The organism is Pantoea sp. Mb-10 (assembly GCF_021272205.1).
Lineage (GTDB): Bacteria > Pseudomonadota > Gammaproteobacteria > Enterobacterales > Enterobacteriaceae > Pantoea.
Window position 1 is genome coordinate 102,290 of sequence record NZ_JAJSDX010000002.1, and the last position, 25,806, is coordinate 128,095.

The 25,806-nt window shown below is 56.4% G+C and carries 22 protein-coding genes; 14 read left to right on the forward strand and 8 right to left on the reverse strand.

Going from position 1 to position 25,806, the window contains the following annotated elements; all coding sequences use genetic code 11:
* Window positions 1-264 precede the first annotated feature (264 nt).
* The 10 genes from ndk (at window position 265) to LU196_RS03850 (ending at window position 12,705) form a co-directional block, all read left to right on the forward strand.
* On the forward strand, window positions 265-696 hold the full coding sequence (gene ndk, locus LU196_RS03805) for a nucleoside-diphosphate kinase (protein WP_021506555.1): 432 nt from the start codon (window positions 265-267) through the stop codon (window positions 694-696).
* Between the two features lie 181 nt (window positions 697-877).
* The gene (locus LU196_RS03810; RefSeq protein WP_232760860.1) at window positions 878-2,047 is read left to right on the forward strand and encodes a bifunctional tRNA (adenosine(37)-C2)-methyltransferase TrmG/ribosomal RNA large subunit methyltransferase RlmN; all 1,170 of its coding nucleotides are present in this window, start codon (window positions 878-880) and stop codon (window positions 2,045-2,047) included.
* Between the two features lie 76 nt (window positions 2,048-2,123).
* Window positions 2,124-2,852, forward strand: a complete 729-nt coding sequence (gene pilW, locus LU196_RS03815) for a type IV pilus biogenesis/stability protein PilW (protein ID WP_232760858.1) — start codon at window positions 2,124-2,126, stop codon at window positions 2,850-2,852.
* A complete protein-coding gene (rodZ, locus tag LU196_RS03820) occupies window positions 2,842-3,876 on the forward strand; it encodes a cytoskeleton protein RodZ (protein ID WP_232760856.1) in 1,035 nt (344 codons plus the stop codon). The genes pilW and rodZ overlap by 11 nt, the downstream gene beginning before the upstream one ends.
* A 38-nt stretch (window positions 3,877-3,914) precedes the next feature.
* Window positions 3,915-5,036, forward strand: a complete 1,122-nt coding sequence (gene ispG, locus LU196_RS03825) for a flavodoxin-dependent (E)-4-hydroxy-3-methylbut-2-enyl-diphosphate synthase (RefSeq protein WP_232760854.1) — start codon at window positions 3,915-3,917, stop codon at window positions 5,034-5,036.
* 106 nt (window positions 5,037-5,142) lie between these two features.
* A complete protein-coding gene (gene hisS / locus LU196_RS03830; protein ID WP_232760853.1) occupies window positions 5,143-6,417 on the forward strand; it encodes a histidine--tRNA ligase in 1,275 nt (424 codons plus the stop codon).
* Window positions 6,418-6,448: 31 nt separating this feature from the next.
* Entirely contained in the window at window positions 6,449-7,066 is a 618-nt protein-coding gene (locus LU196_RS03835; RefSeq protein ID WP_232760851.1) for a YfgM family protein, read from the forward strand.
* 19 nt (window positions 7,067-7,085) lie between these two features.
* Entirely contained in the window at window positions 7,086-8,267 is a 1,182-nt protein-coding gene (gene bamB, locus LU196_RS03840) for an outer membrane protein assembly factor BamB (RefSeq protein WP_232760849.1), read from the forward strand.
* 176 nt (window positions 8,268-8,443) lie between these two features.
* Window positions 8,444-9,937 (forward strand): ribosome biogenesis GTPase Der, encoded by a 1,494-nt coding sequence (gene der, locus LU196_RS03845; protein WP_232760848.1) that lies wholly within the window; start codon window positions 8,444-8,446, stop codon window positions 9,935-9,937.
* Window positions 9,938-10,263: 326 nt separating this feature from the next.
* The gene (locus LU196_RS03850; RefSeq protein ID WP_232760847.1) at window positions 10,264-12,705 is read left to right on the forward strand and encodes a glucose/quinate/shikimate family membrane-bound PQQ-dependent dehydrogenase; all 2,442 of its coding nucleotides are present in this window, start codon (window positions 10,264-10,266) and stop codon (window positions 12,703-12,705) included.
* A 101-nt stretch (window positions 12,706-12,806) separates the two neighbouring features.
* On the opposite strand, the gene LU196_RS03855 is transcribed toward LU196_RS03850, so the two are convergent.
* The 4 genes from LU196_RS03855 to xseA all read right to left on the reverse strand — a co-directional run bounded on the left by LU196_RS03855 (window position 12,807) and on the right by xseA (window position 15,880).
* The gene (locus LU196_RS03855) at window positions 12,807-12,989 is read right to left on the reverse strand and encodes a general stress protein (protein WP_232760845.1); all 183 of its coding nucleotides are present in this window, start codon (window positions 12,987-12,989) and stop codon (window positions 12,807-12,809) included.
* A 102-nt stretch (window positions 12,990-13,091) separates the two neighbouring features.
* Window positions 13,092-13,418 carry a protealysin inhibitor emfourin gene (locus tag LU196_RS03860; RefSeq protein ID WP_370640961.1) on the reverse strand — a complete coding sequence of 109 codons (327 nt, stop codon included), beginning with the start codon at window positions 13,416-13,418 and terminating at the stop codon, window positions 13,092-13,094.
* Window positions 13,415-14,428 (reverse strand): M4 family metallopeptidase, encoded by a 1,014-nt coding sequence (locus LU196_RS03865; RefSeq protein WP_232760844.1) that lies wholly within the window; start codon window positions 14,426-14,428, stop codon window positions 13,415-13,417. The genes LU196_RS03860 and LU196_RS03865 overlap by 4 nt, the downstream gene beginning before the upstream one ends.
* A gap of 81 nt (window positions 14,429-14,509) precedes the next feature.
* Complete coding sequence (gene xseA, locus LU196_RS03870) at window positions 14,510-15,880, reverse strand: exodeoxyribonuclease VII large subunit (RefSeq protein WP_232760843.1); 1,371 nt, start codon at window positions 15,878-15,880, stop codon at window positions 14,510-14,512.
* 169 nt (window positions 15,881-16,049) lie between these two features.
* On the opposite strand from xseA, the gene guaB reads away from it, so the two are divergent.
* The 4 genes from guaB to LU196_RS03890 all read left to right on the forward strand — a co-directional run bounded on the left by guaB (window position 16,050) and on the right by LU196_RS03890 (window position 23,038).
* Complete coding sequence (gene guaB, locus LU196_RS03875; protein ID WP_232760841.1) at window positions 16,050-17,516, forward strand: IMP dehydrogenase; 1,467 nt, start codon at window positions 16,050-16,052, stop codon at window positions 17,514-17,516.
* Between the two features lie 73 nt (window positions 17,517-17,589).
* Window positions 17,590-19,170 carry a glutamine-hydrolyzing GMP synthase gene (gene guaA, locus LU196_RS03880; protein ID WP_232760840.1) on the forward strand — a complete coding sequence of 527 codons (1,581 nt, stop codon included), beginning with the start codon at window positions 17,590-17,592 and terminating at the stop codon, window positions 19,168-19,170.
* A 234-nt stretch (window positions 19,171-19,404) separates the two neighbouring features.
* Window positions 19,405-22,122, forward strand: coding sequence for an AAA domain-containing protein (locus LU196_RS03885; protein ID WP_232760838.1), 2,718 nt, complete (start codon window positions 19,405-19,407; stop codon window positions 22,120-22,122).
* Window positions 22,123-22,261: 139 nt separating this feature from the next.
* Entirely contained in the window at window positions 22,262-23,038 is a 777-nt protein-coding gene (locus LU196_RS03890) for a DUF3750 domain-containing protein (protein WP_232760837.1), read from the forward strand.
* Window positions 23,039-23,086: 48 nt separating this feature from the next.
* Here LU196_RS03890 and LU196_RS03895 read toward each other — a convergent pair whose 3' ends face one another.
* The 4 genes from LU196_RS03895 to tehB all read right to left on the reverse strand — a co-directional run bounded on the left by LU196_RS03895 (window position 23,087) and on the right by tehB (window position 25,798).
* Window positions 23,087-23,266 (reverse strand): DUF2158 domain-containing protein, encoded by a 180-nt coding sequence (locus tag LU196_RS03895; protein WP_232760835.1) that lies wholly within the window; start codon window positions 23,264-23,266, stop codon window positions 23,087-23,089.
* A 61-nt stretch (window positions 23,267-23,327) separates the two neighbouring features.
* Window positions 23,328-24,761 (reverse strand): magnesium transporter, encoded by a 1,434-nt coding sequence (gene mgtE / locus LU196_RS03900; RefSeq protein WP_232760834.1) that lies wholly within the window; start codon window positions 24,759-24,761, stop codon window positions 23,328-23,330.
* 93 nt (window positions 24,762-24,854) lie between these two features.
* Window positions 24,855-25,037, reverse strand: coding sequence for a YfgG family protein (locus LU196_RS03905; protein ID WP_232760832.1), 183 nt, complete (start codon window positions 25,035-25,037; stop codon window positions 24,855-24,857).
* A 155-nt stretch (window positions 25,038-25,192) separates the two neighbouring features.
* Window positions 25,193-25,798, reverse strand: a complete 606-nt coding sequence (gene tehB / locus LU196_RS03910; RefSeq protein ID WP_232760830.1) for a tellurite resistance methyltransferase TehB — start codon at window positions 25,796-25,798, stop codon at window positions 25,193-25,195.
* Between the last annotated feature and the right edge of the window lie 8 nt (window positions 25,799-25,806).

A 25,806-nucleotide genomic window follows, 5' to 3' on the forward strand; every position in this document is an offset into this window, starting at 1 on the left:
AGGCGTTCAGTGTCAGCGAATGTTCCCGCTATCTCAAGGGGGGCGTGATAAAAGTGCGCGGCGCGAGAGGTGTGGGTCAGCGGCGTAAACGCACGAGGCAGCAGATCACGCCGCCTTGAACCGCGGTCAGGCACAATAAAAATCACTTATTTTCAATAATTCGTGCATTCGCTAATAGGCAACGCGCAATGATATCCCTATAATCGGCGCGTTTTCTTACCGGGAGCGTTCCCGGTTTCTTCAGGATGCTAAACAGAGGTTAACATGGCAATCGAACGTACTTTCTCCATCATCAAACCTAATGCCGTTGCTAAGAACGTCATCGGTGCTATCTACAACCGTTTCGAAAGCGCAGGCTTCAAAATCGTTGGCGCGAAAATGCTGCACCTGACCAAAGAGCAAGCTGAAGGCTTCTACGCAGAACACAAAGGCCGTCCTTTCTTTGACGGTCTGGTTGAGTTCATGACCTCTGGTCCGGTTGTGGTGTCTGTTCTGGAAGGTGAAAACGCCATTCAGCGTCACCGTGATCTGATGGGTGCAACTAACCCAGACAACGCGCTGGCTGGCACGCTGCGTGCTGATTACGCAGACAGCTTCACGGAGAACGCGACTCACGGTTCCGACTCTGCTGAGTCTGCAGCACGCGAGATCGCGTACTTCTTCGCAGAAAACGAAGTCTGCCCGCGCACCCGCTAAGCACGTTGAGGTCGGCGGGTACGCTTCGCGCTTTTTAGCCCGAGTAAAGTCGTTCCCCTGGCATCGTGCGACAGATGTAGTACAATAATGCGCCCTTGTTGAGCCAGCCTCAGCAAGGGCGCTGTTTTATTTCATTTCTTAACCAGAGCCGTAACGTGTAACAACGAGGCCAGAGAGCATTATGTCCGAACAGATTGTGACGCCATCGTCCGCTTCCCCCGTGGTTGTTTCCCCCAAAAGTGAAAAAATTAACCTGCTGGATTTAAACCGTCAGCAGATGCGCGAGTTCTTCGTGGAGATGGGCGAAAAACCGTTCCGCGCCGATCAGGTCATGAAGTGGATGTATCACTACTGCTGCGATGATTTCGAGCAGATGACCGATATCAACAAAGTGCTGCGCGGTAAATTGATGCAGCGAGCGGAGATCCGTGCGCCGGAAGTGGCGGAAGAGATGCGCTCCAGCGATGGCACCATCAAGTGGGCGATTCGCGTAGGCGATCAGCTGGTCGAAACCGTGTATATCCCGGAAGCCGACCGCGCAACGCTGTGTGTATCCTCGCAGGTTGGCTGCGCGCTGGAGTGCAAGTTCTGTTCGACCGCGCAGCAGGGCTTCAACCGTAACCTGCGCGTATCAGAGATTATTGGACAGGTATGGCGTGCCGCAAAAATCATTGGCGCAGCTAAAGTCACGGGCCAGCGTCCGATCACCAACGTGGTCATGATGGGCATGGGCGAGCCGCTGCTCAACCTCAACAACGTGGTGCCGGCCATGGACATCATGCTGGACGATTTCGGGTTTGGGTTATCAAAACGCCGCGTTACGCTCTCGACTTCGGGCGTGGTGCCGGCGCTGGATAAGCTGGGTGATATGATCGATGTCGCCTTGGCTATTTCGCTGCATGCACCAAACGACACCATCCGCGATGAGATTGTGCCAATTAACAAGAAGTACAACATTGAGGCGTTTCTCGGCGCGGTGAAGCGTTATATCGGCAAGTCCAACGCTAATCAGGGACGCGTGACCATCGAGTACGTGATGCTGGACCATGTGAATGACAGCACCGATAACGCCCACGAGTTGGCTGCGCTGCTGAAAGAGACGCCGTGCAAAATCAACCTGATTCCGTGGAACCCCTTCCCGGGCGCGCCGTATGGCCGCAGCTCGAACAGCCGCATCGATCGTTTCTCGAAAGTGCTGATGGATTACGGTTTTACTACCATTGTGCGTAAAACCCGCGGCGATGACATTGATGCGGCCTGCGGGCAGTTGGCCGGGGATGTGATTGACCGTACCAAGCGCACGCTGCGCAAAAAAATGGCCGGTGAAACGATCTCTGTGAAGGCGATCTGAAACCTCTCCTGAGCGCATTTTCGCACAGCCTCTGGCGTGTCAGTCTCTCGTGACGTTGAATCACGGAGAGATGAAAATGCATAAGGGATGGTTAACGCTTGCTGCTTTTGTTGTAACCGGTTGTGTCAATCAGCCTGCACATCACCGTGCTGCTGATATCCGCTTGCAGCTGGGCCTGCACTATTTGGCCGCCAAAGAGTACGCCGCTGCGCAGCGCAATCTGTTGCGCGCGCAGCAGGCTGCGCCGCAGGATTACCGTGTGCCGCTGGCGCTTGCTCGTTTGTCAGAGGCGCAGCAGAATAGTGCGCAGACGCGTCACCATTACCAGCGTGCGCAACAGCTGGCCCCGCACAATGGGCTGGTAGCGAACAATTACGGTGCGTTTCTTTGCGGTTTAAGGCAGTATGACGATGCGCATCAACAGTTTAAGCTGGCAGCGCAGTCGCAGGCTTTCGATGCCCGGCAAGATGCTTTATTGTTTTCGGGCTATTGTTACCTGCAGGCGGGGGAGCACGCCGCAGCGCGAACCGCGTTGGCAAGCGCACTCGCGGCTGCTCCCGAGCAAGGGCACCTGCTGCTGACAGAAGTAGAAAAGCAGCTGAAAAAGGGCGAGCTTACAGCGGCCCAGCTGCTGTTAGAGATTTACCATCAGCATTTGCCCGCGACGGCAAACAGCTTGTGGTTACACATACGTTTCGCCGCGCAACAGGGAAACGCTGCTGACGTTACACGTTATGGCGACCGGTTGGCGCGACGTTTTCCGCAATCGATACAGTACCAGCGTTATTTAGCTAATGAATACTGAAGCCACTCAAGAAAAATCCGCAGTACACTCCACAGGTGAACGCCTGCGTCTGGCCCGTGAGCAAATGGGGCTGACGCAGCAAAACGTTGCAGAGCGTTTATGCCTGAAACTCACTACCGTACGTGACATCGAAGAGGATAAATCCCCGGCGGATTTAGCCTCCACGTTCCTGCGTGGCTATATCCGCTCTTATGCGCGTTTGGTGCATGTGCCGGAGGACGATCTGCTGCCCATGATGGCCAAGCAGGCGCCCGTTCGCGCAGCAAAAATTGAGCCAATGCAGAGCTTTTCGCTGGGCAAGCGCCGCAAAAAGCGCGATGGCTGGCTGATGATTTTCACCTGGCTGGTGATTTTCGTTGTGGTCGGACTCACAGGCGCCTGGTGGTGGCAGAATCACAAGGCATCACAGGCCGATCTGGTCTCGATGGCCGATCAAAACGGCAGCAGCAACGATAGCGGCCAGTCAATTCCGCTGGGTGATAACAGCGCGGAAAGCAGCAGCGATAACGATGCCAGCGCGGCGGGAACGCCAATTGATACCGGCGCGGGCGCGGCAGCGACACCTGCTACTGGCAGCGCTAACAACAGTGCTTCATCGGCGCAAACGCCTTCTACGTCCTCTGCACCTGCGGCGACGAGCGATAACGCGGTGGTTTCACCGAGCCAGGCACCGGTTGACACCAATCCGCCAGCGGCGACCTCTCCGGCACCGGCTAACAGCGTTCCGGCCGCATCCATGCCAACGGCCAACGCGGCAGTTAGCCAGACTGCGGCCGATCCCAATGCGGTAGTGATGCACTTCAAAGCGGATTGCTGGCTGGAAGTCACTGATGCCACCGGTAAGAAGTTGTTCAGTGGTATTCAACGCAGCGGTGGTAACCTCAGCTTGTCCGGTACCGCTCCGTATCGTCTGAAAATTGGGGCTCCGGGCGCGGTTGACGTGCAATATCAGAATCAGCCCGTTGATTTAAGTCGTTTTATCCGTAATAACCAGGTTGCCCGATTGACGCTGGGTGCGCAATAACGCGCAGCGCGCTTTCCGGGTAATTGTGGAGAGAGAATATGCATAACGAAGCACCCATTATCCGTCGCAAATCAACGCGAATTTACGTCGGCAAGGTGCCAGTCGGCGATGGCGCGCCCATTGCCGTTCAGTCAATGACCAACACCCGCACCACGGATGTTGAAGCCACAGTGAATCAGATCCGCGCGCTGGAGCGCGTGGGTGTGGATATCGTGCGCGTCTCTGTGCCTACGATGGATGCTGCTGAGGCGTTCAAACTGATTAAACAACAGGTCAATGTGCCGCTGGTGGCGGATATTCACTTTGATTACCGTATCGCGCTCAAAGTTGCCGAATACGGCGTTGATTGTCTGCGCATTAACCCAGGCAATATCGGCAACAACGAGCGTATCCGCCAGGTGGTTGACTGCGCACGCGATCACAATATCCCGATTCGCATTGGCGTCAATGCCGGTTCGCTGGAAAAAGATCTGCAAGAAAAGTATGGCGAGCCTACGCCGCAGGCGCTGCTGGAATCGGCGATGCGCCATGTCGATCATCTTGATCGCCTGAACTTTGATCAATTTAAAGTCAGTGTAAAAGCCTCCGATGTGTTTCTGGCCGTGGAGTCCTATCGACTGCTGGCAAAAGCCATCGATCAGCCGCTGCACCTCGGTATTACCGAAGCGGGCGGCGCAAGAGCGGGCGCGGTGAAGTCGGCCATCGGTTTGGGGCTGCTGCTCGCCGAAGGCATTGGCGACACGCTGCGTATCTCGCTGGCCGCCGATCCGGTTGAAGAAGTCAAAGTGGGATATGACATCCTTAAGTCGCTGCGCATTCGTTCACGCGGCATTAACTTCATCGCGTGCCCGACCTGCTCGCGTCAGGAGTTTGATGTGATCGGGACCGTTAACGCGCTTGAAGAGCGGCTGGAAGACATCATTACCCCAATGGACGTCTCCATCATCGGCTGCGTGGTAAACGGGCCGGGCGAAGCGACCGTGTCGACGCTTGGCGTTACCGGCGGCAACAAAAAGAGCGGGTTCTACGAAGATGGTGTGCGCCAGCGGGATCGTCTTGATAACAATGACATGATCGATCAGCTGGAAGCGCGTATTCGTGCCAAGGCCGCCATGCTGGATGAGAGTCGCCGGATCAGCGTGCAGCAGCTAGAAAAATAAGGGAAGGTGCGCGGCAAACGCGCGCCAGTTTGTGATTGAACCTGTGCGGTTTCATCCTCATAAGGTATGATGCCGGACAGGTTTTTTTGTATTAAGAGATTCTAACGTGGCGAAGAATATTCAAGCGATCCGTGGGATGAACGACTACCTGCCCGTGGATACCGCGGTCTGGCAGCGCATTGAAGGCACCCTCAAACAGGTTCTGGCCAGCTATGGCTACAGTGAAATCCGTCTACCGATCGTTGAGCATACGCCCTTATTCAGCCGCGCTATTGGTGAAGTGACCGACGTGGTTGAGAAAGAGATGTACACCTTTGAAGACCGCAACGGCGAAAGCCTGACCCTGCGCCCGGAAGGGACCGCGGGCTGCGTGCGCGCCGGTATCGAACACGGTCTGCTCTACAATCAGGAGCAGCGCCTGTGGTACGTCGGTCCAATGTTCCGCTATGAGCGTCCGCAAAAAGGCCGCTATCGCCAGTTCCACCAAATGGGCGTGGAAGTGTTTGGCCTGCAAGGGCCAGACGTGGATGCAGAACTGATTATGATGACAGCGCGCTGGTGGAAAGCGCTGGGTATCGCCGATCACGTTGAGCTGGAGCTGAACTCCATTGGCTCACTGGCAGCACGCGCCGACTACCGTAACGCGCTGGTTGCCTTCCTTGAGCAGCACCAAGACGTGCTGGATGAAGACTGTAAGCGCCGCATGTACACTAACCCGCTGCGCGTGCTCGACAGCAAAAACCCGGATATTCAGGCGCTGCTGAACGATGCGCCAACGCTGGGCGAGTTCCTTGACGCAGAATCGCGGGAACACTTCAGCGGCCTGTGCGCGCTGCTGGACGATGCCGGCATCAAATACCGTATCAATCAGCGTCTGGTACGCGGCCTTGATTACTATAACCGCACCGTCTTTGAATGGGTCACCAGCAGCCTTGGCTCGCAAGGCACCGTATGCGGCGGCGGGCGCTATGATGGTTTGGTTGAGCAACTGGGCGGGCGCGCTACCCCGGCGGTTGGCTTCGCCATGGGCCTGGAGCGTTTGGTGCTGCTGGTACAGGCGGTTAATCCTGAATTTGAACCGACGCGCATTGTTGATGTCTATGTTATCGCTTCGGGGCAGGGCGTGCAGTCCGCCGCGATGCAGCTGGCGGAAACACTGCGCGATGCAGACCCGACGCTGAAGCTGATGACCAACTTTGGCGGCGGTAATTTCAAGAAGCAGTTTGCTCGTGCAGACAAGTGGGGCGCACGTATTGCGCTGGTGCTGGGCGAAGATGAAATGAAAGCGGGACAGGTGGTGATTAAAGATCTGCGCACTGGCGAACAGCAAACGCTGGCGCAGAGCGAGGCTGCTGTCACGTTGCGCACGCTGCTGCAGTAAGCGCTATAGCCATTTTAAAGAGAGGGATTGCGTGGAAGTTTACAGCAACGAGAACGAACAGGTTGACGCACTGCGTCAGTTTTTCGCCAATAACGGTAAAGCGCTGGCAGTTGGCGTGATCATCGGTATCGCCGCGCTGGGCGGCTGGCGTTTCTGGACCAGCCATCAGGAAGGTTCGGATAAAGCCGCATCGGCACAGTATCAGCAGCTCACCACGGCGATGCGTGCTGACCAGCCACAGACGCTGGACGCGGTAGCGGAATTTGCGCACGATAATCAAAATACCTACGGTGCGCTGGCGTCGCTGGATTTGGCGAAACAGTATGTCACCGCAAATCACCTGGATAAAGCGATTGCACTGCTGCAAAACGGCTTAAAAGACACGAAAGATGCCAATCTGCAGGCGGTGATTAATCTTCGCCTGGCGCGCATTCAGCTACAGCAAAATCAGGCGGATGCCGCGCTCAGCACGCTGAATAACGTGAAGGGCGAAGGTTGGACGGCGATCATTGCGGATATTCGCGGCGAAGCGCTGTTGAGTAAAGGCGACAAGCAGGGCGCACGCGATGCATGGAGCAAGGGAGCAGAATCGCAGACGTCTCCCGCGCTGAAGCAGATGCTGCAAATGAAAATGAATAACTTAAGTTAAGCCAGTCAAGAGAGCGCACATGGAATTACGTAAATACCTGCTGCCAGGGCTGATTTCGGTCACTCTGCTCAGTGGTTGCTCGCTGTTCAGCGGCGAAGAAGATGTCGTGAAAATGGCCCCGCTGCCCAAAGTGGAAAATCAGTTTACTCCGCAAACGGCATGGAGTACGTCAGTGGGTGATGGCGTAGGTGACTTCTACTCTAATCTGCATCCAGCATGGCAAGATGGCACCGTGTACGCCGCCGATCGCTTTGGCGTCGTCAAAGCGCTCGATGCCAGCAACGGCAAAGAGAAGTGGAAAGTCGACCTCTCGCAAAAAACCGGCTTCTTCTCCAGCAACATTTCAGCCCTGCTCTCAGGTGGCATCACTGCGACCGGCGATCGCATCTATATTGGCAGCGAGCGCGGCCAGGTCTTTGCCTTGAATACCAGCGACGGCAGCGTCGCCTGGCAAACCAAGGTGGCCGGCGAGGCGATGTCTCGCCCAGTGGTCAGCGATGGTCTGGTGCTGGTGCATACCAGCAACGGCATGTTGCAGGGCTTGGATCAGACCAGCGGTGCGGTGAAGTGGAGCGTTAACCTTGATATGCCTGCGCTGTCGCTGCGCGGCGAATCTGCCCCAGTGGTCGCTTTTGGCGGTGCCATTGTCGGCGGTGACAACGGTCGCGTAAGCGCGGTGATCCTGAATCAAGGCCAGCTGATCTGGCAGCAGCGTATTTCGCAGCCCAGCGGCGCAACGGAAATCGATCGCCTTAACGATGTCGATACTACCCCCGTTGTCGTCAACGGCGTGGTTTACGCGCTGGCGTACAATGGCAATCTCACGGCGCTGGATTTGCGTTCCGGTCAAATCCTGTGGAAGCGTGAAATTGGTGGCGTCAAAGACATGGTGGTGGAGGCGGGCCGCATCTATCTGGTCGATCAGGACGATCGCGTGATTGCCCTGAACGCAGACGGCGGCGTGGCGATCTGGCGCCAGAGCGATCTGCTGCACCGCAATCTTACCTCGCCGGTGCTGTTCAACGGTTATCTGGTGGTGGGCGATAGCGAAGGCTACCTGCACTGGATCAATACCGTGGATGGCCGCTTTGTTGCGCAGCAGAAACTGGATAGCGATGGCTTCCAGACCGAGCCTGTTGTGGCCGGTGACAAACTGCTGATTCAGGCAAAAGGCGGTGAGGTTTACGCCATTACGCGCTAAGGCGCGACTCTGCCGGGAAGCAGTATCCCGCAGTATAAACGGCTCCTGATTCGTCAGGGGCCGTTCTGTTTTTAATCAGGCGTGGTATTCTTAGCGCCTTCTGCCTGAACCTGACGGTAAATGTCGTTATAATCCCGCCATTCGGGCGATTCATTTTTAAAACTGAGGCAAGTGTTATGGTACCTGTGGTCGCGCTGGTTGGGCGTCCCAATGTGGGAAAATCTACGCTATTTAACCGCTTAACGCGCACTCGTGATGCGCTGGTAGCGGATTTTCCTGGACTGACTCGCGATCGCAAATATGGTCGCGCCGAAGTGGAAGGGCGCGAATTTATTGTTATTGATACCGGCGGTATCGATGGCACCGAGGAAGGTGTAGAAAACCGTATGGCCGAGCAGTCGCTGCTGGCTATCGAAGAGGCGGACGTCGTGCTGTTTTTGGTGGATGCGCGCGCGGGCGTGATGCCAGCAGATCAGCAAATCGCTAATCATCTGCGTTCGCGTGAAAAGCCCACGTTCCTGGTTGCCAACAAAACCGATGGCCTGGATCCGGATGCCGCCGTACTCGATTTCTACGCGCTGGCGTTAGGCGAGATTCATCCCATTGCCGCCTCGCACGGTCGTGGCGTCACGAATTTGCTGGAAACCGCGCTGCTGCCGTGGATGGACGAAGTGTCACCGCAGCCGCTGAGCGAAGAAGACGAAAACGAGGCTTACTGGGCCGCGCTCGCCGCCGAGCAGAACGGTGAAACGCTGGAGGATGAAGAGGAAGAGGAAGACTTCGATCCCACCACGCTGCCGATTAAGCTGGCCATTGTGGGCCGTCCTAACGTGGGTAAGTCAACGCTAACTAACCGCATTCTGGGCGAAGACCGCGTAGTGGTGTATGACATGCCGGGCACCACGCGCGACAGCATCTATATCCCGATGGAACGCGATGGCAGAGAGTATATCCTCATCGACACCGCTGGCGTGCGCAAGCGCGGCAAGATTACCGACACGGTAGAAAAATTCTCGGTGATTAAAACGCTGCAGGCGATCGAAGACGCTAACGTGGTGATGTTGGTGATTGACGCACGCGCCGGTATCTCCGATCAGGATCTCTCGCTGCTGGGCTTTATTCTTAACAGCGGCCGTTCCCTGGTGATCGTGGTTAACAAGTGGGATGGCCTGTCGCAGGAAGTCAAAGATGAAGTGAAAGAGACGCTGGACTTCCGTCTTGGCTTTATCGACTTCGCCCGCGTGCATTTTATTTCTGCTCTGCACGGCAGCGGCGTTGGCAACCTGTTTGAGTCGGTTACCGAAGCATACGACTGCTCGACCAAGCGCGTTAATACCTCAATGCTGACCCGCATCATGACCATGGCGGCAGACGATCATCAGCCGCCGCTGGTGCGTGGGCGTCGCGTTAAGCTTAAGTATGCGCACGCAGGCGGCTATAACCCGCCGATCGTGGTCATTCACGGCAATCAGGTCAAGGATCTGCCGGATTCCTACAAGCGCTATCTGATGAACTATTTCCGCCGTTCACTGGACGTAATGGGAACGCCCATCCGCATTCAGTTTAAAGAAGGGGATAACCCTTACGCGGGCAAGCGCAACCTGCTGACGCCAACGCAGCAGCGTAAGCGTAAGCGCCTGATGGCGCACCTTAAAAAGAACAAAAAGTAAACCAGAAGGCCCCGTTAGGGGCCTTTTTTATGCTTGATGCCCAAGCGCTGCCGCGCTTGTAGCAAAAATGCTATTGCCTGATAACTTCCCTGTAACAGTTGTTCACTTTTAAATGTACCAGGTGGTACAATCCTGCCGCCTTATGGGCAACGTAGCCGCCATCCGCGTTACGTGCCCGCGCATAAGCGTTACTTCACGGGCCATCCACCCGTATTTACAGAGTTAAAATAAAGCGTAACGGAGACGTGAGCGATCGCTGTGCTTGCACATAACGGGCCGGTCATCATCTGACTCCGGCCCGCGCGCGTTATTTTCAGGAGAATGTTATGGCAGAAAATTCTGCTCGTCCCGGCAAGGGATTGAGCGTCTGGTCCGCGCTGTTCGGACTGGTTATGTTGGCTATCGGCCTGTTCTTCGCCATCGGCGGTGGCAAGCTGGTGGCGCTGGGCGGCAGCCGCTACTTCCTTGTGGCAGGCATTGTGATGGTGCTGTCGGCGGTGCAATTTTTCCGCCGTAAATCCTCGGCGGTCACGCTGTTTATGCTGGTGTTTGCCGGTACGCTGATCTGGTCATTCTACGACGCAGGCTTCGTATTCTGGCCGCTAGTGTCACGTTTGATGGTGCCCGCTGGCCTGATGATGCTGGCTTTCCTCACTTGGCCTGCGCTGCGTAAACGCGAAGGTAAAGCGTCGCTGGCGAAGGTGTCCTATGCGCTGTCAGCCCTGATTGCCGTAGGCATGGTAGTGACGCTGGTGCAGATGTTCCAGCCGCATCCGACCGTGGCGTTCACGGGGAAACCGCTACCGTTGATTCCGGTGGATAAATCCAAACCGCAGCAGGACTGGAGCAGCTACGGCCGCACGCCGGAAGGCGACCGCTTTGCCGCGATCGACCAGATTACCCGCGATAACGTGAAAGAGCTGCAGGTTGCATGGACGTTCCGCACCGGCGATACGCCAATCAGCCCAACCGGTAACGGCGCGGAAGATCAGCAAACTCCGCTGCAGGTTGGTAACACACTTTTTCTCTGTACGCCGCACAACAACGTGATTGCCGTGGAAGCGAACAGCGGTAAGCAGATCTGGAAGCGCGAAATCAATGCGCAGGCGGAAGTGTGGAACCGCTGCCGCGGTCTGGCCTACTTCGATGCCACACAGCCGATTAAGCAGCCGACGCAGCCGGGCTCAACGCCGGTGCCCGCGCCGGTATTGGCCGCAGGCGACAGCTGCCAGCGTCGTATTCTGATGAACACCATCGATGCGCGTCTGATCGCTATCAACGCCGACAACGGTGAGTTCTGCGAACACTTCGGCGATCGCGGCACTGTGGATCTGAAACAGGGACTGGGTAACGCGCCCGATCCGCAGTATCAGCTGACCTCCGCGCCGCAGGTGGCAGGTACGACCGTGGTGGTGGGCGGTCGCGTGGCGGATAACGTTCAGACCGACATGCCAGGCGGCGTGCTGCGCGGTTTTGATGTGATCACCGGCCAGATGCGCTGGGCATTTGACCCGGGCAATGACGACCCGAACGCGGTGTTGATGCCGGGTAAAAACTACACCCGCAGCACCCCAAACTCCTGGGCACCGCTCTCCTACGATCCGGCCATGAACACGGTATTCCTGCCAATGGGCAGCTCGTCGGTGGATCTGTGGGGCGCTAACCGCACTAAACTGGATCACACCTACGGTGCGTCCATTTTGGCGCTGGACGCCACCACCGGTAAGCAAAAATGGGTTTACCAGACGGTGCATAACGACCTGTGGGATTTTGACCTGCCGATGCAGCCAAGTCTGGTCGACTTCCCCATGAAAGATGGCAGCACCAAGCCCGCCGTGGTGATTGGCGCGAAAACCGGCATGATCTGGGTACTGGATCGCTTGACCGGCAAGCCGTTAACCAAAGTCGAAGAGCAGCCGATGCCGCAGGGCCATATCCCGAACGAGCAGTACACGGCAACCCAGCCGCACTCGGTGGAAATGCCGAGCATCGGTAATCAAACGCTGACTGAATCCGATATGTGGGGCGCGACGCCGTTTGACCAGCTGGCTTGCCGCATCGCTTTCAAAGGCATGCGTTACAACGGCCTGTTCACCGTACCGGACACCGATAAGTCACTCAGCTTCCCCGGCTCGCTGGGCGGCATGAACTGGGGCAGCATCTCCTTTGATCCGAACAATCAGTACATGTTCGTCAACGACATGCGCCTGGGCCTGTGGGTGCAGATGATCCCGCAGGACACCAGCAAAGTGGCCCGCGGCAGCAACGGTGGTGAAGCGATCAATACCGGCATGGGCGCGGTACCGCTGAAAGGCACGCCGTATGCGGTGAACAAAAACCGCTTTATGTCACCGCTGGGTATCCCTTGCCAGGCTCCGCCGTTTGGTACGCTTTCAGCTATCGACATGAAAACCCGTCAGATCGTTTGGCAGGTGCCGGTGGGTACCGTGCAGGATACTGGCCCGTTCGGCATCAAAATGCACGCGCAGATGCCAATTGGCATGCCGACGCTGGGCGGTACGCTTGCCACCCAAGGCGGCTTAGTGTTTATCGCCGGGACGCAGGATTACTATCTGCGCGCCTTTGACAGCGCAACCGGCAAGGAAGTGTGGAAAGCACGTCTGCCGGTGGGCAGTCAGGGCGGTCCAATGAGCTACGTTTCGCCGAAAGATGGCAAGCAGTACATTGTGATTTCCGCCGGTGGCGCGCGTCAGTCACCGGATCGCGGCGATTACGTGATTGCTTTTGCGCTGCCTGAGAACAAGTAACGGTTAGCGACACACGCCACGAAAAGAAAGGCCGGCATCATGATGCCGGCCTTTTTTATGCCTTCCGTGGCGCGACACATCCTTAAAGGTACGTACCTGGTTTACTGCTGCTTAGAGGGGCGACGGCTTTTTTGACCGCCTTTTCTTCCAGCTTCCCTGGCTCTTTCAGGATCGTTTCTGAAATTGCCTCCGCTGACTTTGCCGCCCGCGCGACCTGCTTCCTTGGCGCGCTCCGGGTCCTCTGCAAAGTTCCCGGCACCGCCTCGTTGCTTTTGTTGTGTCATAGCAGAGACCTCATCTAAGGGTGTTTTCTTTGATGTGGACTAGCTAGCCACGTACACCAGTATAGTGAATACGTTACGCTTCGCTCCAGATCGGGGCACCTATCAATTGCCCTCTTTCCATAGCGATTGCAGCTCAGGCGGCGCCTCTGCCTCGGGAATTAAAATCACTATCGATCCGGCGTTATGCTGGGTGCTGTAAGTAATTTGAATACGAAAATAGCGCTGATCGCCGCCGCCGATCCTGGGTGCTTCCTCTTCCGGTTTACCCCGCGCCATCGCCTGTTCCAGCACCGAACACACGTGTTTCTTCTGCGGCTCAGACAGCTGCGCCAGCGCGATACGGCGCTCGGCGCGCAGGCCTGGGATAAACGCGATCCCGCCTTCGCGCGCCAGCTCAATAATGGCATCGTCGCTCAGTGGAATGTTCACAATACGCCCACCTCCTGCCAGGCTGACTCAATGGCCTGCGCCACGGTCTGATCGAAGCGTTCACGGCCGTGCTTGATCGTCAGGTTGGCGAAGGTTTTGAAGTCTGCGTCTTGCGGTAAGGTTTTGTCGCACAGCGTGTCATACCAGGCCCAGCCCGCGCGCTCCCAGGCGAAGCCGCCCAGTGCGGTAGCAGCCAGATAAAACGCGCGGTTAGGAATGCCCGAGTTAAGATGCACGCCGCCATTGTCTTCGCGGGTTTCAATGTAATGCTGCATATCGGCAGGCTGGGGATCTTTACCCAACTGCGGATCGTCATACGCGGTGCCCGGCGCCGACATCGAGCGTAAACCGCGCCCGTTAATGCCTTTCGCCAACAGACCTTCACCAATCAGCCAATCTGCATCCTCGGCGCGCTGCTTGAGGTGGTACTGCTTCACCAGCGAGCCAAACACATCTGACATCGATTCATTCAGTGCGCCCGCCTGCTGAAAATAGATCAAACCCGCTTCAGTTTCGGTCACGCCGTGGGTCAGCTCATGCGCGACCACGTCCAGCGCGATGGTAAAGCGATTAAAAATCTCACCGTCCCCGTCGCCAAACACCATCTGCTGGCCGTTCCAGAAGGCGTTTTGATAGTCTTGCCCGTAGTGGACCGTGCCATCCAGCTTCAATCCTTTGTTATCCAGTGAGTTACGCTGATAAACCGTCCAGAAAAAGTCGTAGGTGACGCCGAGATAGTCCCAGGCTTCGTCTGCCGCCACGTCGCCGTTACCCGCGCTGCCTTCCTCACGCACTAAGGTGCCAGGCAGGTTTTGCGTATTTTTGGCATCGTAAACGGCGCGCAACACGTGGCCGGGCTGTGCCGTCTGGCTGGTGGACGGAACGTGCCGATGTGCGGCCATCAGTTGCTGAACGTGGGTGAGGGTACGGCGCGCGGACGCCTGCGGGACGCCGGAGCAGTGTTCGACAATATTACGCAGGATATACGGAGGAATAACGCTGTAAGACATAGTGAACTCCCTGAAGAATGGCTTCATCAGAAAGTATAGACCCGAGACGGCGGGCGCGAGTCGATTGCGTCCGCGTCGGTTTTAGCGTGGCTTACGCCGGGCCGTTTTCTGCGGCACCAGTGCGGTGACCTGACTCTCTACCCAACCATCATCCAGCCGCGTACGCAGCAGATCGCCTTTGTTCAGCTGCTGGGTTTTTTTCACCACTTGGCCCTGCGTGTCGGTGGTCACGCTAAAGCCGCGTGCCAGCGTGGCAAGCGGACTGACGCCCTCCAGCTGCGCCGCCAGCGTGCCAAATCGCTGGCGCGAATGATTAAGCTGTTTTTCCATGCCCTGCTGCAGGCGATAGTGCCACTGCTGGAGCTGCTGCTGCGCGCGGTAAATGCGACCCTGTGGCTGCTGGGCGGCGAGCCGCTGCTGCAGGCGATCCTGCTGGCGCGTGGCGTGACGCAGACGCTGATCCATCGCTTCGCTCAAGCGACGCTGTAGCTGAAACAGCGCCGTTTGCTGGCGCGCCAGACGCAGCTGTGGATGCTGCTGCTGTAAGCGGTGCTGGAGACGCGTAAAGCGACGCTGCTGTTGGGCCAGGTAATAATCCATCGCCATCTCCATGCGCTGCTGCTGCGACTGCAGGCGGCGCAAGAGCTCAAGCTGATTGCGGCTCACCAATTCGGCCGCCGCCGAAGGCGTGGGCGCGCGCAGGTCGGCCACAAAATCCGCGATGGTCACGTCGGTTTCATGCCCTACGGCGCTCACAATTGGCAGGCGACTGGCGAAGATAGCGCGCGCGACGCGCTCATCGTTGAAGCTCCAGAGATCTTCCAGCGAGCCGCCGCCACGTCCCACAATCAGCACGTCACATTCGCCGCGCTGGTTCGCCTGCTCAATGGCGCGCACAATGCCGGCGGGCGCATCCACGCCCTGCACCGCGGTAGGGTAAATCACCACCGGTAACGAGGGATCGCGCCGCTGCAGCACGCGCAGCACATCGTGCAGGGCCGCGCCGGTCGCCGAGGTGATCACGCCCACCTGACGTGCGGGCTGCGGCAGCGGCTGTTTGTACCGCTCATCGAACAAGCCTTCGGCTGCCAGGCGCGCTTTGAGCTGCTCAAACTGCTGCTGCAACAGCCCTTCGCCTGCCGGGTGCATGCTTTCCACAATCAGCTGATAATCGCCGCGCGGCTCATAGAGCGTGACGCTGGCGCGCACCAGCACCTGCTGACCATGCTGAGGACGAAAGGTGACGCGGCGGTTGCTGTTGCGGAACATCGCGCAGCGCACCTGCGCGCCGTCATCTTTCAGCGTGAAATACCAGTGGCCAGAGGAGGGCTGCGAAAAATTCGATATTTCAGCACTCAGCCACACCAGCCCCATCTCATTTTCCAGCAGTTGACGCACCGTGGTGTTGAGGCGGCTGACGGTAAAAATATTGGCGGTAGGCGGTAGCGACATGTGATGGAGATCAAATTTTAAATCAGAGAGTTAATCCGCTGATACTACAGGGCTGGTATTGAGGATCAAGACATTTTCCTAAAAAACACTGGAGGCAATCGATTTCGGCCTGTATAATGCCGCGGCAATATTTTATCTGTTTTAATCACCCTCAGGTGGAGATATTGCAATGCTAAGAATCGCGAAAGAAGCCCTCACATTTGACGACGTCCTGCTCGTTCCCGCTCACTCCACTGTTTTGCCTAACACCGCTGACCTCAGCACCCAGCTCACGAAAAACATCCGTTTAAACATCCCTATGCTCTCTGCGGCGATGGATACCGTGACCGAAGCCGGTCTGGCTATCGCGCTGGCGCAAGAAGGCGGCCTCGGTTTTATTCACAAGAATATGTCGATTGAGCGCCAGGCGGACGAAGTGCGTAAGGTTAAGAAGCACGAGAGCGGTGTCGTTACCGATCCGCAAACCGTGCTGCCCGAGACGACGTTGGCTGAAGTTCAGGCGCTGACCGAGCGTAATGGCTTTGCTGGCTATCCGGTGGTGAACGGCGATAACGAGCTGGTGGGGATCATCACCGGTCGTGACGTGCGCTTCGTGACCGATATGTCGCTGCCTGTGACGGCGGTGATGACGCCAAAAGCGCGTTTGGTGACGGTCAAAGAGGGTGAAGCACGCGACGTGGTACTGCAAAAAATGCACGAAAAGCGCGTTGAAAAAGCGCTGGTGGTTGATGACAGCTTCCACCTGCTGGGCATGATCACCGTAAAAGATTTCCAGAAAGCCGAACGTAAACCTAACGCCTGTAAAGATGCGCAGGGCCGTCTGCGCGTCGGCGCGGCAGTCGGTGCAGGCGCAGGCAATGAAGAGCGCGTTGATGCGCTGGTCGCTGCGGGCGTTGACGTACTGCTGATTGACTCATCGCACGGTCATTCTGAAGGCGTGCTGCAGCGTATCCGCGAAACCCGCGCCAAATATCCTGACCTCGACATCATCGGCGGCAACGTGGCCACCGGCGCAGGCGCCCTGGCGCTGGCGCAGGCTGGCGTGAGCGCGGTGAAAGTGGGCATTGGCCCCGGCTCTATTTGCACCACGCGCATCGTCACTGGCGTGGGCGTACCGCAGATCACGGCGGTTTCTGACGCGGTTGCCGCGCTGGAAGGCACCGGTATCCCGGTGGTGGCGGATGGCGGCATTCGTTTCTCCGGAGATATCGCTAAAGCGATCGCGGCTGGCGCGGCGGCTGTGATGGTGGGCTCGATGCTGGCAGGCACCGAAGAGTCTCCGGGCGAAATCGAGCTGTATCAGGGCCGTGCGTTCAAATCCTACCGCGGCATGGGCTCGCTCGGCGCGATGTCTAAAGGTTCGTCCGACCGCTACTTCCAAAGCGATAACGCCGCAGACAAACTGGTGCCAGAAGGCATTGAAGGCCGCGTTGCCTATAAAGGCCGTTTGAAAGAGATTGTGCACCAGCAGATGGGCGGCCTGCGCTCCTGCATGGGCCTGACCGGCTGCCAGACCATTGACGATCTGCGCACCAAAGCTGAATTCGTGCGCATCAGCGGCGCCGGCATCAACGAAAGCCACGTGCACGACGTGACCATCACCAAAGAGTCGCCGAACTACCGCATGGGTTCATAAGCTTTAGCATTCAACGCCCGGCACCCGCCGGGCGCTTTTTATTTATTACATCCATCCCAATGGAAACGCCTCAATGACGACTGAAAATATTCATAAACATCGTATTTTGATCCTCGATTTTGGTTCTCAGTATACGCAGCTGGTTGCGCGCCGGGTGCGCGAGCTGGGCGTCTACTGCGAACTCTGGGCATGGGATGTCACCGAAGCGCAAATTCGCCAGTTCAACCCCAGCGGCATCATCCTTTCAGGCGGCCCTGAAAGCACCACCGCGTTAGACAGCCCGCGTGCACCTGACTATGTGTTCAACGCGGGCGTGCCCGTGCTGGGCGTGTGCTACGGCATGCAGACCATGGCGATGCAGCTGGGCGGCAAAGTTGAAGGGTCAAACCAGCGTGAATTTGGTTATGCGCAGGTTGAAGTGACCACGCAAAGCGCCCTGATCCGTGACATCGAAGATGCCATCAGCGCGGCAGGTAAACCGCTGCTGGACGTGTGGATGAGCCACGGCGATAAAGTCACCGCCATCCCCGCTGACTTCGTGACCGTCGCCAGCACCGAATCCTGTCCGTTTGCCATTATGGCCAACGAAGAGAAGAAGTTTTATGGCGTACAGTTCCACCCGGAAGTGACGCACACGCGTCAGGGCCTGCGTATGCTGGAGCGCTTTGTGCGCGACATCTGCGGCTGCGAGGCGCTGTGGACGCCAGCCAAAATCATCGAAGATGCGGTTGAGCGCATTCGTCAGCAGGTCGGCAATGACAAAGTGATCCTCGGCCTCTCGGGCGGTGTGGACTCGTCCGTTACCGCCATGCTGCTGCACCGCGCCATTGGCGAACGCCTTACCTGCGTGTTTGTGGACAACGGCCTGCTGCGTCTGAATGAAGCCGAGCAGGTGATGGAGATGTTCGGCGATCACTTCGGTCTGAACATTGTGCACGTACCGGCGGAAGCGCGTTTCCTGGATGCACTGGCAGGGGAGAACGATCCCGAAGCCAAGCGGAAAATCATCGGGCGCGTATTCGTGGAGCTGTTCGACGAGCAAGCGCTGCGCCTGGAAGACGTTAAGTGGCTGGCACAGGGCACCATTTACCCGGATGTGATCGAATCTGCGGCGTCGGCTACCGGTAAAGCGCACGTGATCAAATCGCACCACAACGTCGGCGGCCTGCCGAAAGAGATGAAGATGGGCCTGGTTGAACCGCTGAAAGAGCTGTTCAAAGATGAAGTGCGCAAAATCGGCCTGGAACTGGGTCTGCCGTACGACATGCTCTATCGTCATCCATTCCCTGGGCCGGGCTTGGGCGTGCGCGTGCTGGGCGAGGTGAAGAAAGAGTACTGCGATCTGCTGCGCCGCGCCGATGCCATCTTTATTGAAGAGCTGCGTAAAGCGGATCTCTACAACAAAGTGAGCCAGGCCTTTACCGTGTTCCTGCCGGTGCGTTCGGTGGGCGTGATGGGCGACGGGCGCAAATATGACTGGGTGGTTTCACTGCGTGCGGTGGAAACCATCGATTTCATGACCGCGCACTGGGCGCACCTGCCGTACGATTTCCTCGGCCGCGTCTCCAACCGCATCATCAATGAAGTCGACGGCATCTCCCGCGTGGTGTACGACATCTCCGGTAAGCCACCGGCCACGATTGAGTGGGAATGATCTCTTTTTATTTTGCTGCTAAGCCCGCTTAACTGCGGGCTTTTTTTTATTGATAAAAGCGGTATTGGGTTGCTGCACCGACGCATAGAAACGCGTCTCTTGCGGCTAAACTTGGCGAAGATTTTATGATGCTGCATGTAACGTTGATATCGTGATATTACATCAGCAAACTGCTGTTTCTGTATTTTTGCAAAAGTACAGGTGGATTTCGTATGCGTGAGGATAAAGGGATTTATGGTTTCGATTCACATGGGCAACGTGGAGAAAACGGCGCAGATCAGCGACTGGGTAATTTACTGGAGCGATAAATATGAAGCGTTGCAGTTGACCTGTCATTACCCGTCGAAAAAAACATTCACGCGCCCGCTGAGTGATTGTCGTGTGAGTCCTTACCGAGAGCTGAATGAGGTATTACTGACCAAGCCGGGTAGCAGCATCGTCACGCCAGTAATGAAGGTTATGATCTATGGTGAGCGTTATGCCGTCGTTTATTACCCTGAAAGTAGAAAACCTTACGTCTATAAGATGGATGACATTCGTTTTGCCGCGTCAACGGGTCTTAAAAAAACGAAGGTGTTTGACTACTTTTTAGCGGTGGCAAGGGCGCGTCAGGCTTGCGCGAAGTCGAAGCTTGATCAGGATATTGCTGCGAACGTAGTGCGCCAACTCGAAAAACTTCCCGACAGCGCAAGCACCGCATTGCAGGCCTATTGCAGCAAGCAAAATGGAACGCTGATGCATGACCAAGCGCTTATTTTTCCTTTCGGCCTGAATGAAAGTCAGCTGGCCGCGGTTGAGCAAGCTTTTCGCGCTCAAATCAGTGTAATTGAGGGGCCACCAGGCACCGGTAAAACGCAGACCATCCTGAATATTATTGCCAATATTTTATTGCAAAGTCAGACCGTAGCCGTGCTGTCTAACAATAATGCCGCCGTAGAAAACGTTTACGAAAAACTCGATAAATGTGGTTTAGGGCATCTCATTGCCAGACTCGGAAATACCGAGAACCGCACTGACTTTTTTGTGCAACTGCCGTCTTTGCCTTCAGGCGAACCGGAACCCGCGCCGTCTATGGAAGCGATTCAACAGCATCTAAAAAATGTGAAGCAGTCTTTGCATGATTACAACCGTGCAGCGCAATTACAGGTTGAACTCGACGAGCTCAGTATTGAACGTCGCTATTTACAGCAGTGGCAGAGTGAGAACAGCGTACAAACGAATATTTCCCTGGACAAATATGGGCTAACGCCGAGCAAAACCACGGACTTAATGGCTTACCTTGCTTATTTGGGTGAAAAACGCATCCGCCTGAAAGATCGCCTTGAGCTGTTATTTAAATTTGGCGTTTTTCGCACCAAACCTTTAGCGCATGAAGATGCCCGCTTGTCGGTATTTCATGCCCTACAAATGCATTACTACGACAAGGCGATTGAAAATAAAGAGGGAGAGTTGCAGGCCTGCCAGAAGCGACTTGAACGCGGTCATTTCGACGCAGAGCTGAAGCTGTTGACCCGTGCATCCATGCTCTATTTGAAGCAGCATCTGCACTCGCACGTGCCATCGTCAGGCTCATTCGATGCCAAAACGTATCGGACTTCACAGCAATTCGATGCTTTCCTTCGGCGGTTTCCAATTATAGGAAGCGGTACTCACTCAATTGTGAATTCAATCGCGCCCGGAGCAATTCTTGACTACGTCATTATTGATGAAGCCTCGCTGCAGGATATCGTGCCGGGTATTTTGCCGCTTGGGTGCGCCAGGAACCTGATCGTAGTGGGTGATAATCATCAGCTGGCACACATCCCCGTAAAATTAGGTTTGGCTGCGCCTGAGCAAGCTTATGATTGCGAGCGATACAGTTTGCTTGATTCATGTATCAATGTATTCCAGGCGTCGCTGCCTAAAACACTGTTAAAAGAACACTACCGCTGTCATCCTAAAATCATCCATTTTTGCAATCAGCAGTTCTACGATAATGCCCTCATTCCGATGACTGAGGACAATGGAGAAAAAGCCCTGCGTTTGATCGTGACGGCTAAAGGGAATCATACGCGTCAGAATACCAACTTGCGCGAGCTGGATTCACTGATTAGCGTACTCGAAAAAGCGGACGAACCTGTGGTGGTCACTGATGAAAACCGCGGCTTTATTGCGCCGTTTCGTGCTCAAGTGATGCTTTCGGGCAACTACTTACCCGAGGATTTCGTCAAAGACACCGTTCACAAATTTCAGGGCAGGGAGTGCGATGAAATCGTCTTTTCAACCGTGCTCGACAAAAAGCGTTATAACCAGCACCTCGCCAGGATAAATTTTGTAGACGATCCCCGCATGATTAACGTGGCCGTTTCGCGTGCTAAAAACTGTTTTACTTTGGTAACGGGCGATGAGGTCTTTAGCAAAAATAACCGCCATATCGCCGCTTTAATGCGCCATATTGAGTATTACGCAGAAGAGGAGCAGGTGGTACGCGCGCCCGTTGTGTCTGCCTTTGACCTCCTTTATCGAGAATATGACCAATCTCTTGCCCGTTTAAATACGCGCTTAAGACCACAAGACTCGCGTTATAAATCTGAGCAAATCGTGGCTGAGTGCCTGCGGGAGGCTTTATCTGAACACGCGAGCGGGGAGCTGATTTACCACGATCAAATAAAATTGGATCAGCTGGTATCACCGAGTGATACGTGTTTAACAGAGCGGGAGCGCAGCTTTATTGCGCGCGCGAGCTGCGACTTTGTCATCTACTACAAAATTGGTAAGACGCCTCTGGGTGTCATCGAGGTTGATGGCGGGTTCCACGATCGTCCTGAGCAGGCAGCGCGGGATGCCTTGAAAGACAGTATTTTAGCGAAAGGCGAAATAATGATCCTGCGCTTGCGGACGGTCGAGAGTCGTATTGAAGAGAGGATTGCCGAATTTATCGCTCAGTGGATAAATCCAGCGCGCAGTGAGTAAGCCTTGCAAGGGAGGGGGCATCAATAAGCCTCAGGAATGTCATCGTTAGCAAGTCGCCCGTACAGCGCATAGTTAGTAAATACAAACTCACCCGTTTCGGTGCATGATGGGGCCCGTTTACCGCTTCCTGGATGAGATAATGCTGTCGTTCAAAGTGATTTTAGTCGTGTTTCTGTGCGCGGTGTTGCTGTCGCTGGCGGCCAGTTTGGCGCAGGCCACGCGCAGCGAGGAGGGCATCAGCCCGCGCGGTGGCTGGGCCAGCGCGCGGCGTGACTCGGCGGGATTGGCGCCCGATCCCACGCGTTATGTTAACGAGGCGATCGTGCAGGTCTACGCGGCGCCGACCTACGGCTGGAAAGGGGTGGTGGCGGTGCATCCGTGGATCATCTTTAAGCGTGCCGGTGAAACGCGCTACACGCGTTACGAAGTGATCAGCTGGGGCAGCGGCGACAAAGTGCGACGCAACGCCAATCTTGCGGATGGCTACTGGTACGGTGCCCGTCCGCGCGTGCTGGTGACGCAGCGCGGTGACGCCGCTGCCGCCCTGATCCCGCAGATTGAGGCAGCCATTCGCAGTTATCCGTGGCCGACCACGTACCGCGCGTGGCCGGGGCCCAACAGCAATACGTTTTTGGCGCATATCGGGCGTGAAGTCCCGGCGCTCAAGTTGGATCTGCCCGCCAATGCGCTGGGCAAAGATTACCGTTCGCTGCGGCATCCGCTGGGATTGCCGCCCTCAGGGCGCGGTGTGCAGCTCTCACTGCTGGGCGTCTTGGGCGTAACGGTAGGCGCTGAAGAGGGCGTAGAGGTGAACGTGCTGGGTCTCAATATGGGGGTGGATTTTACCCCCCTACGCCTGCGGCTGCCGTTTATTGGTGGCATTGGGCAGGACAATGTGCAGAAAGATAATCCCTGATCGCACGCCGCCACGGCGCTGAGAAGGCCATGGCGGCGCCAGGGGAGATCAGCAGACGCCGAAATCCCCGTCTTCGTGATAGAGGTTAACGTTGTCCGCGTTGACTTCAATCTCTTTTTTGACCGGATCGTCCACGCGGGCGCACCACAGCTTCTCGCCTTCCACGCGCAATACCTGCATCTTCGGGCCGCCGGTTTTTGCCTGGACGAAATCATTTACAGTAAACATCGTTGCTCTCCTTCCGGTTAGTGATTATTCACGCGTTACAAGTGGCGTTCTCTGGTTGAGCTTAATGCGGCAGCAAAAAGATCGTGGCCAGACCGAGAAAAATAAAGAAGCCGCCGGTATCGGTAAGGGCGGTGATCAGCACGCTGGAGCCCACCGCCGGATCCCGTTTCATTTTGGTCATTAATAGCGGAATCAGCACGCCCATCAGCGCGGCCAGCAGCAGATTCAGCAGCATAGCCAGCATCATCACGCCGCCGAGTTGAAGATTGTCATACATCAGCCACGTCAGGGCGCCCATGATGCTGCCCCAGAACAAGCCGTTGATCAGCGCAACGCCGAGCTCACGCAAAATCAAAAACGAAAAGTTACCCGGTTCAACCTGGTGCAGCGCCAGCGCGCGCACGATCATGGTGATGGTCTGGTTGCCGGTATTCCCCCCGATGCCTGCCACGATTGGCATCAGCGTCGCCAGCGCCACCAGCTGTGAAATTGTCGCCTCAAACAGCCCAATCACGCGTGAGGCAATAAACGCCGTGCAGAGGTTGATCGCCAGCCACGTCCAGCGCTTGCGCACCGCTTTGCGCACCGGCGCAAACACGTCCTCTTCCTGACTGATACCGCCCATTTTACGGATATTGCTCTCGTTCTCCTCGTTCACCAAATCGATCACATCCTCCACGGTGAGGCGGCCCATCAGCTTGCCTTTGGCATCGATAACCGCAGCGGAGATCAGGTTGTAACGCTCAAACGCGCTGGCGGCATCCTCGGCTTTGTCGTTGAGCTGGAACGTGGTGGGGTGTGCGTTCATCACGCTCGCCACCTGCGTATCCGGCTGATTCAGAAGAATATCGGTCAGCGGTAGCTCGCCGAGCAGCTGGTTGTGCTCGTTGGTAATGAACAGCTTATCCGTGCCGGCAGGCATACTTTTGCGCTTGCGCAGGAAGCGCTGCACTGTTTCCAGCGTGACGTCCGCGCGCACCGTGAGAATATTGAAATCCATCACCCGGCCCACGCGGTCGCGGTCGAGCTCAATCACATCCAGCAGCCGTGCGCGCAGGTCCGGCTCCAGCGTGGTCAGCAGACGTCCGGTCAGGTCACGCGGCAGATAGCGGGCAAGGTACACCTGGTCGTCGATATCCAACGGCTCGATGGCGCGCAGAATATCCCGGTCGCTCATCTCCTCTGTCAGGCTGTCCCAGACCGTTTCAGAGGCTTCCACCAGCACGCGTCCGCGCCGTTCGGAGGGCACCAGACGCCACAGCGCCTGACGCGCCTCTTCCGGCAAGGCTTCGAGAATATCGGCGAGGTCAGCCGCGTGCAGCGTCGTGATGGCCTGTTCAAGCTGGTGCCGCCAGCCGGTTATCTCGCGCAGCTCGGCCGCATTGAGATCCACGGATTTGTCCAGCAGGACATCCACAAGATCGTCTTGACTGAGCAGCAGATGAAGAATGGATTGACGGGTTTCTAAGAGTTTTTGTGCGTGCGAAGCAGACATAACGCGTCCTTTGTGTCTGTAAAGTCACACAAAGTGTAGCGCGTTGAGCGAAATCAGGGCGTTATGCGTGCGGCAGCGTGCGTCAAATGGCCGTTAACGGGCACCAGGCGGCGCGGTAACCGATTCAGAGGCGATTTTCTTTTGCTGGTGATGCTCGATCGCACCGGGGATGATAAAGATCAGCCGGCCCGCCAGAATAAGGAAACTGATGAATAAAACAATGCGGGTCATGTTACTGGTTTTGTGACGTCTTCGTGCAGGTATGGCGCTGTTCACGCGAGGTGTTCCTGTCATTACCCAAGTGGGCGGGAGTAATATTTAGTCACAGTTCGATTTTAAGGTCAATCGCTGTGTGAAAAATAAGCAGGTTGCCGAGGGGGCACGGCGTCGATAGGCGCAGCGGAGAAACGCAGGGGGTGTCCCCCTGCGCGTTATTCATAGCTGGCTTTTTGCGCCAGCAGCGTGGCGAAGCGGTATTTCAGGCGCTGACCGTTTTCATCACGCCGATGCAGCTCGCCCACCTCTTCGTTGTATTTCACGATGTGCCAGTTGCGATAATAGTGGCTCAGCTCGCCGGATTTGAAGGTAAACGGAAAGTTTTGCGTATTGGGATAATCGTTGGTGTCCATCGCCGACACGATCAGGTTATAACCGTATTTGCGGGTGCTGGCCTGCATATCGGCGATCAGCTGCGGAATGGTCTGTGGCTGCAAAAACATCATCACCACGGTGGAAAACACAAACTCATAGCTGCCGTTGAAGCGTACCTGGTTGAGGTCGCAGCGCTGCGTGTGCAAATTCTGCAACTGCTCTTGCTGAATGATGGCGTTCAGCGAAGCCAGGCTGGTGGGATTATCGTCCCAGCCGGTAACGGTAAACCCATGCTGGTTCAGAAACAGGCTGTTGCGCCCGTGGCCGCAGCCGAGATCCAGTGCGTTGCCCGGCGTGAGCTTGGGCAGCGCCGCCACCACTTCGGAGTGGGGGGGCGTTAAGCCATATTTTTCGGCGAAATAGGTATCAGGACGTGAAGTGCTCATGGTGAACG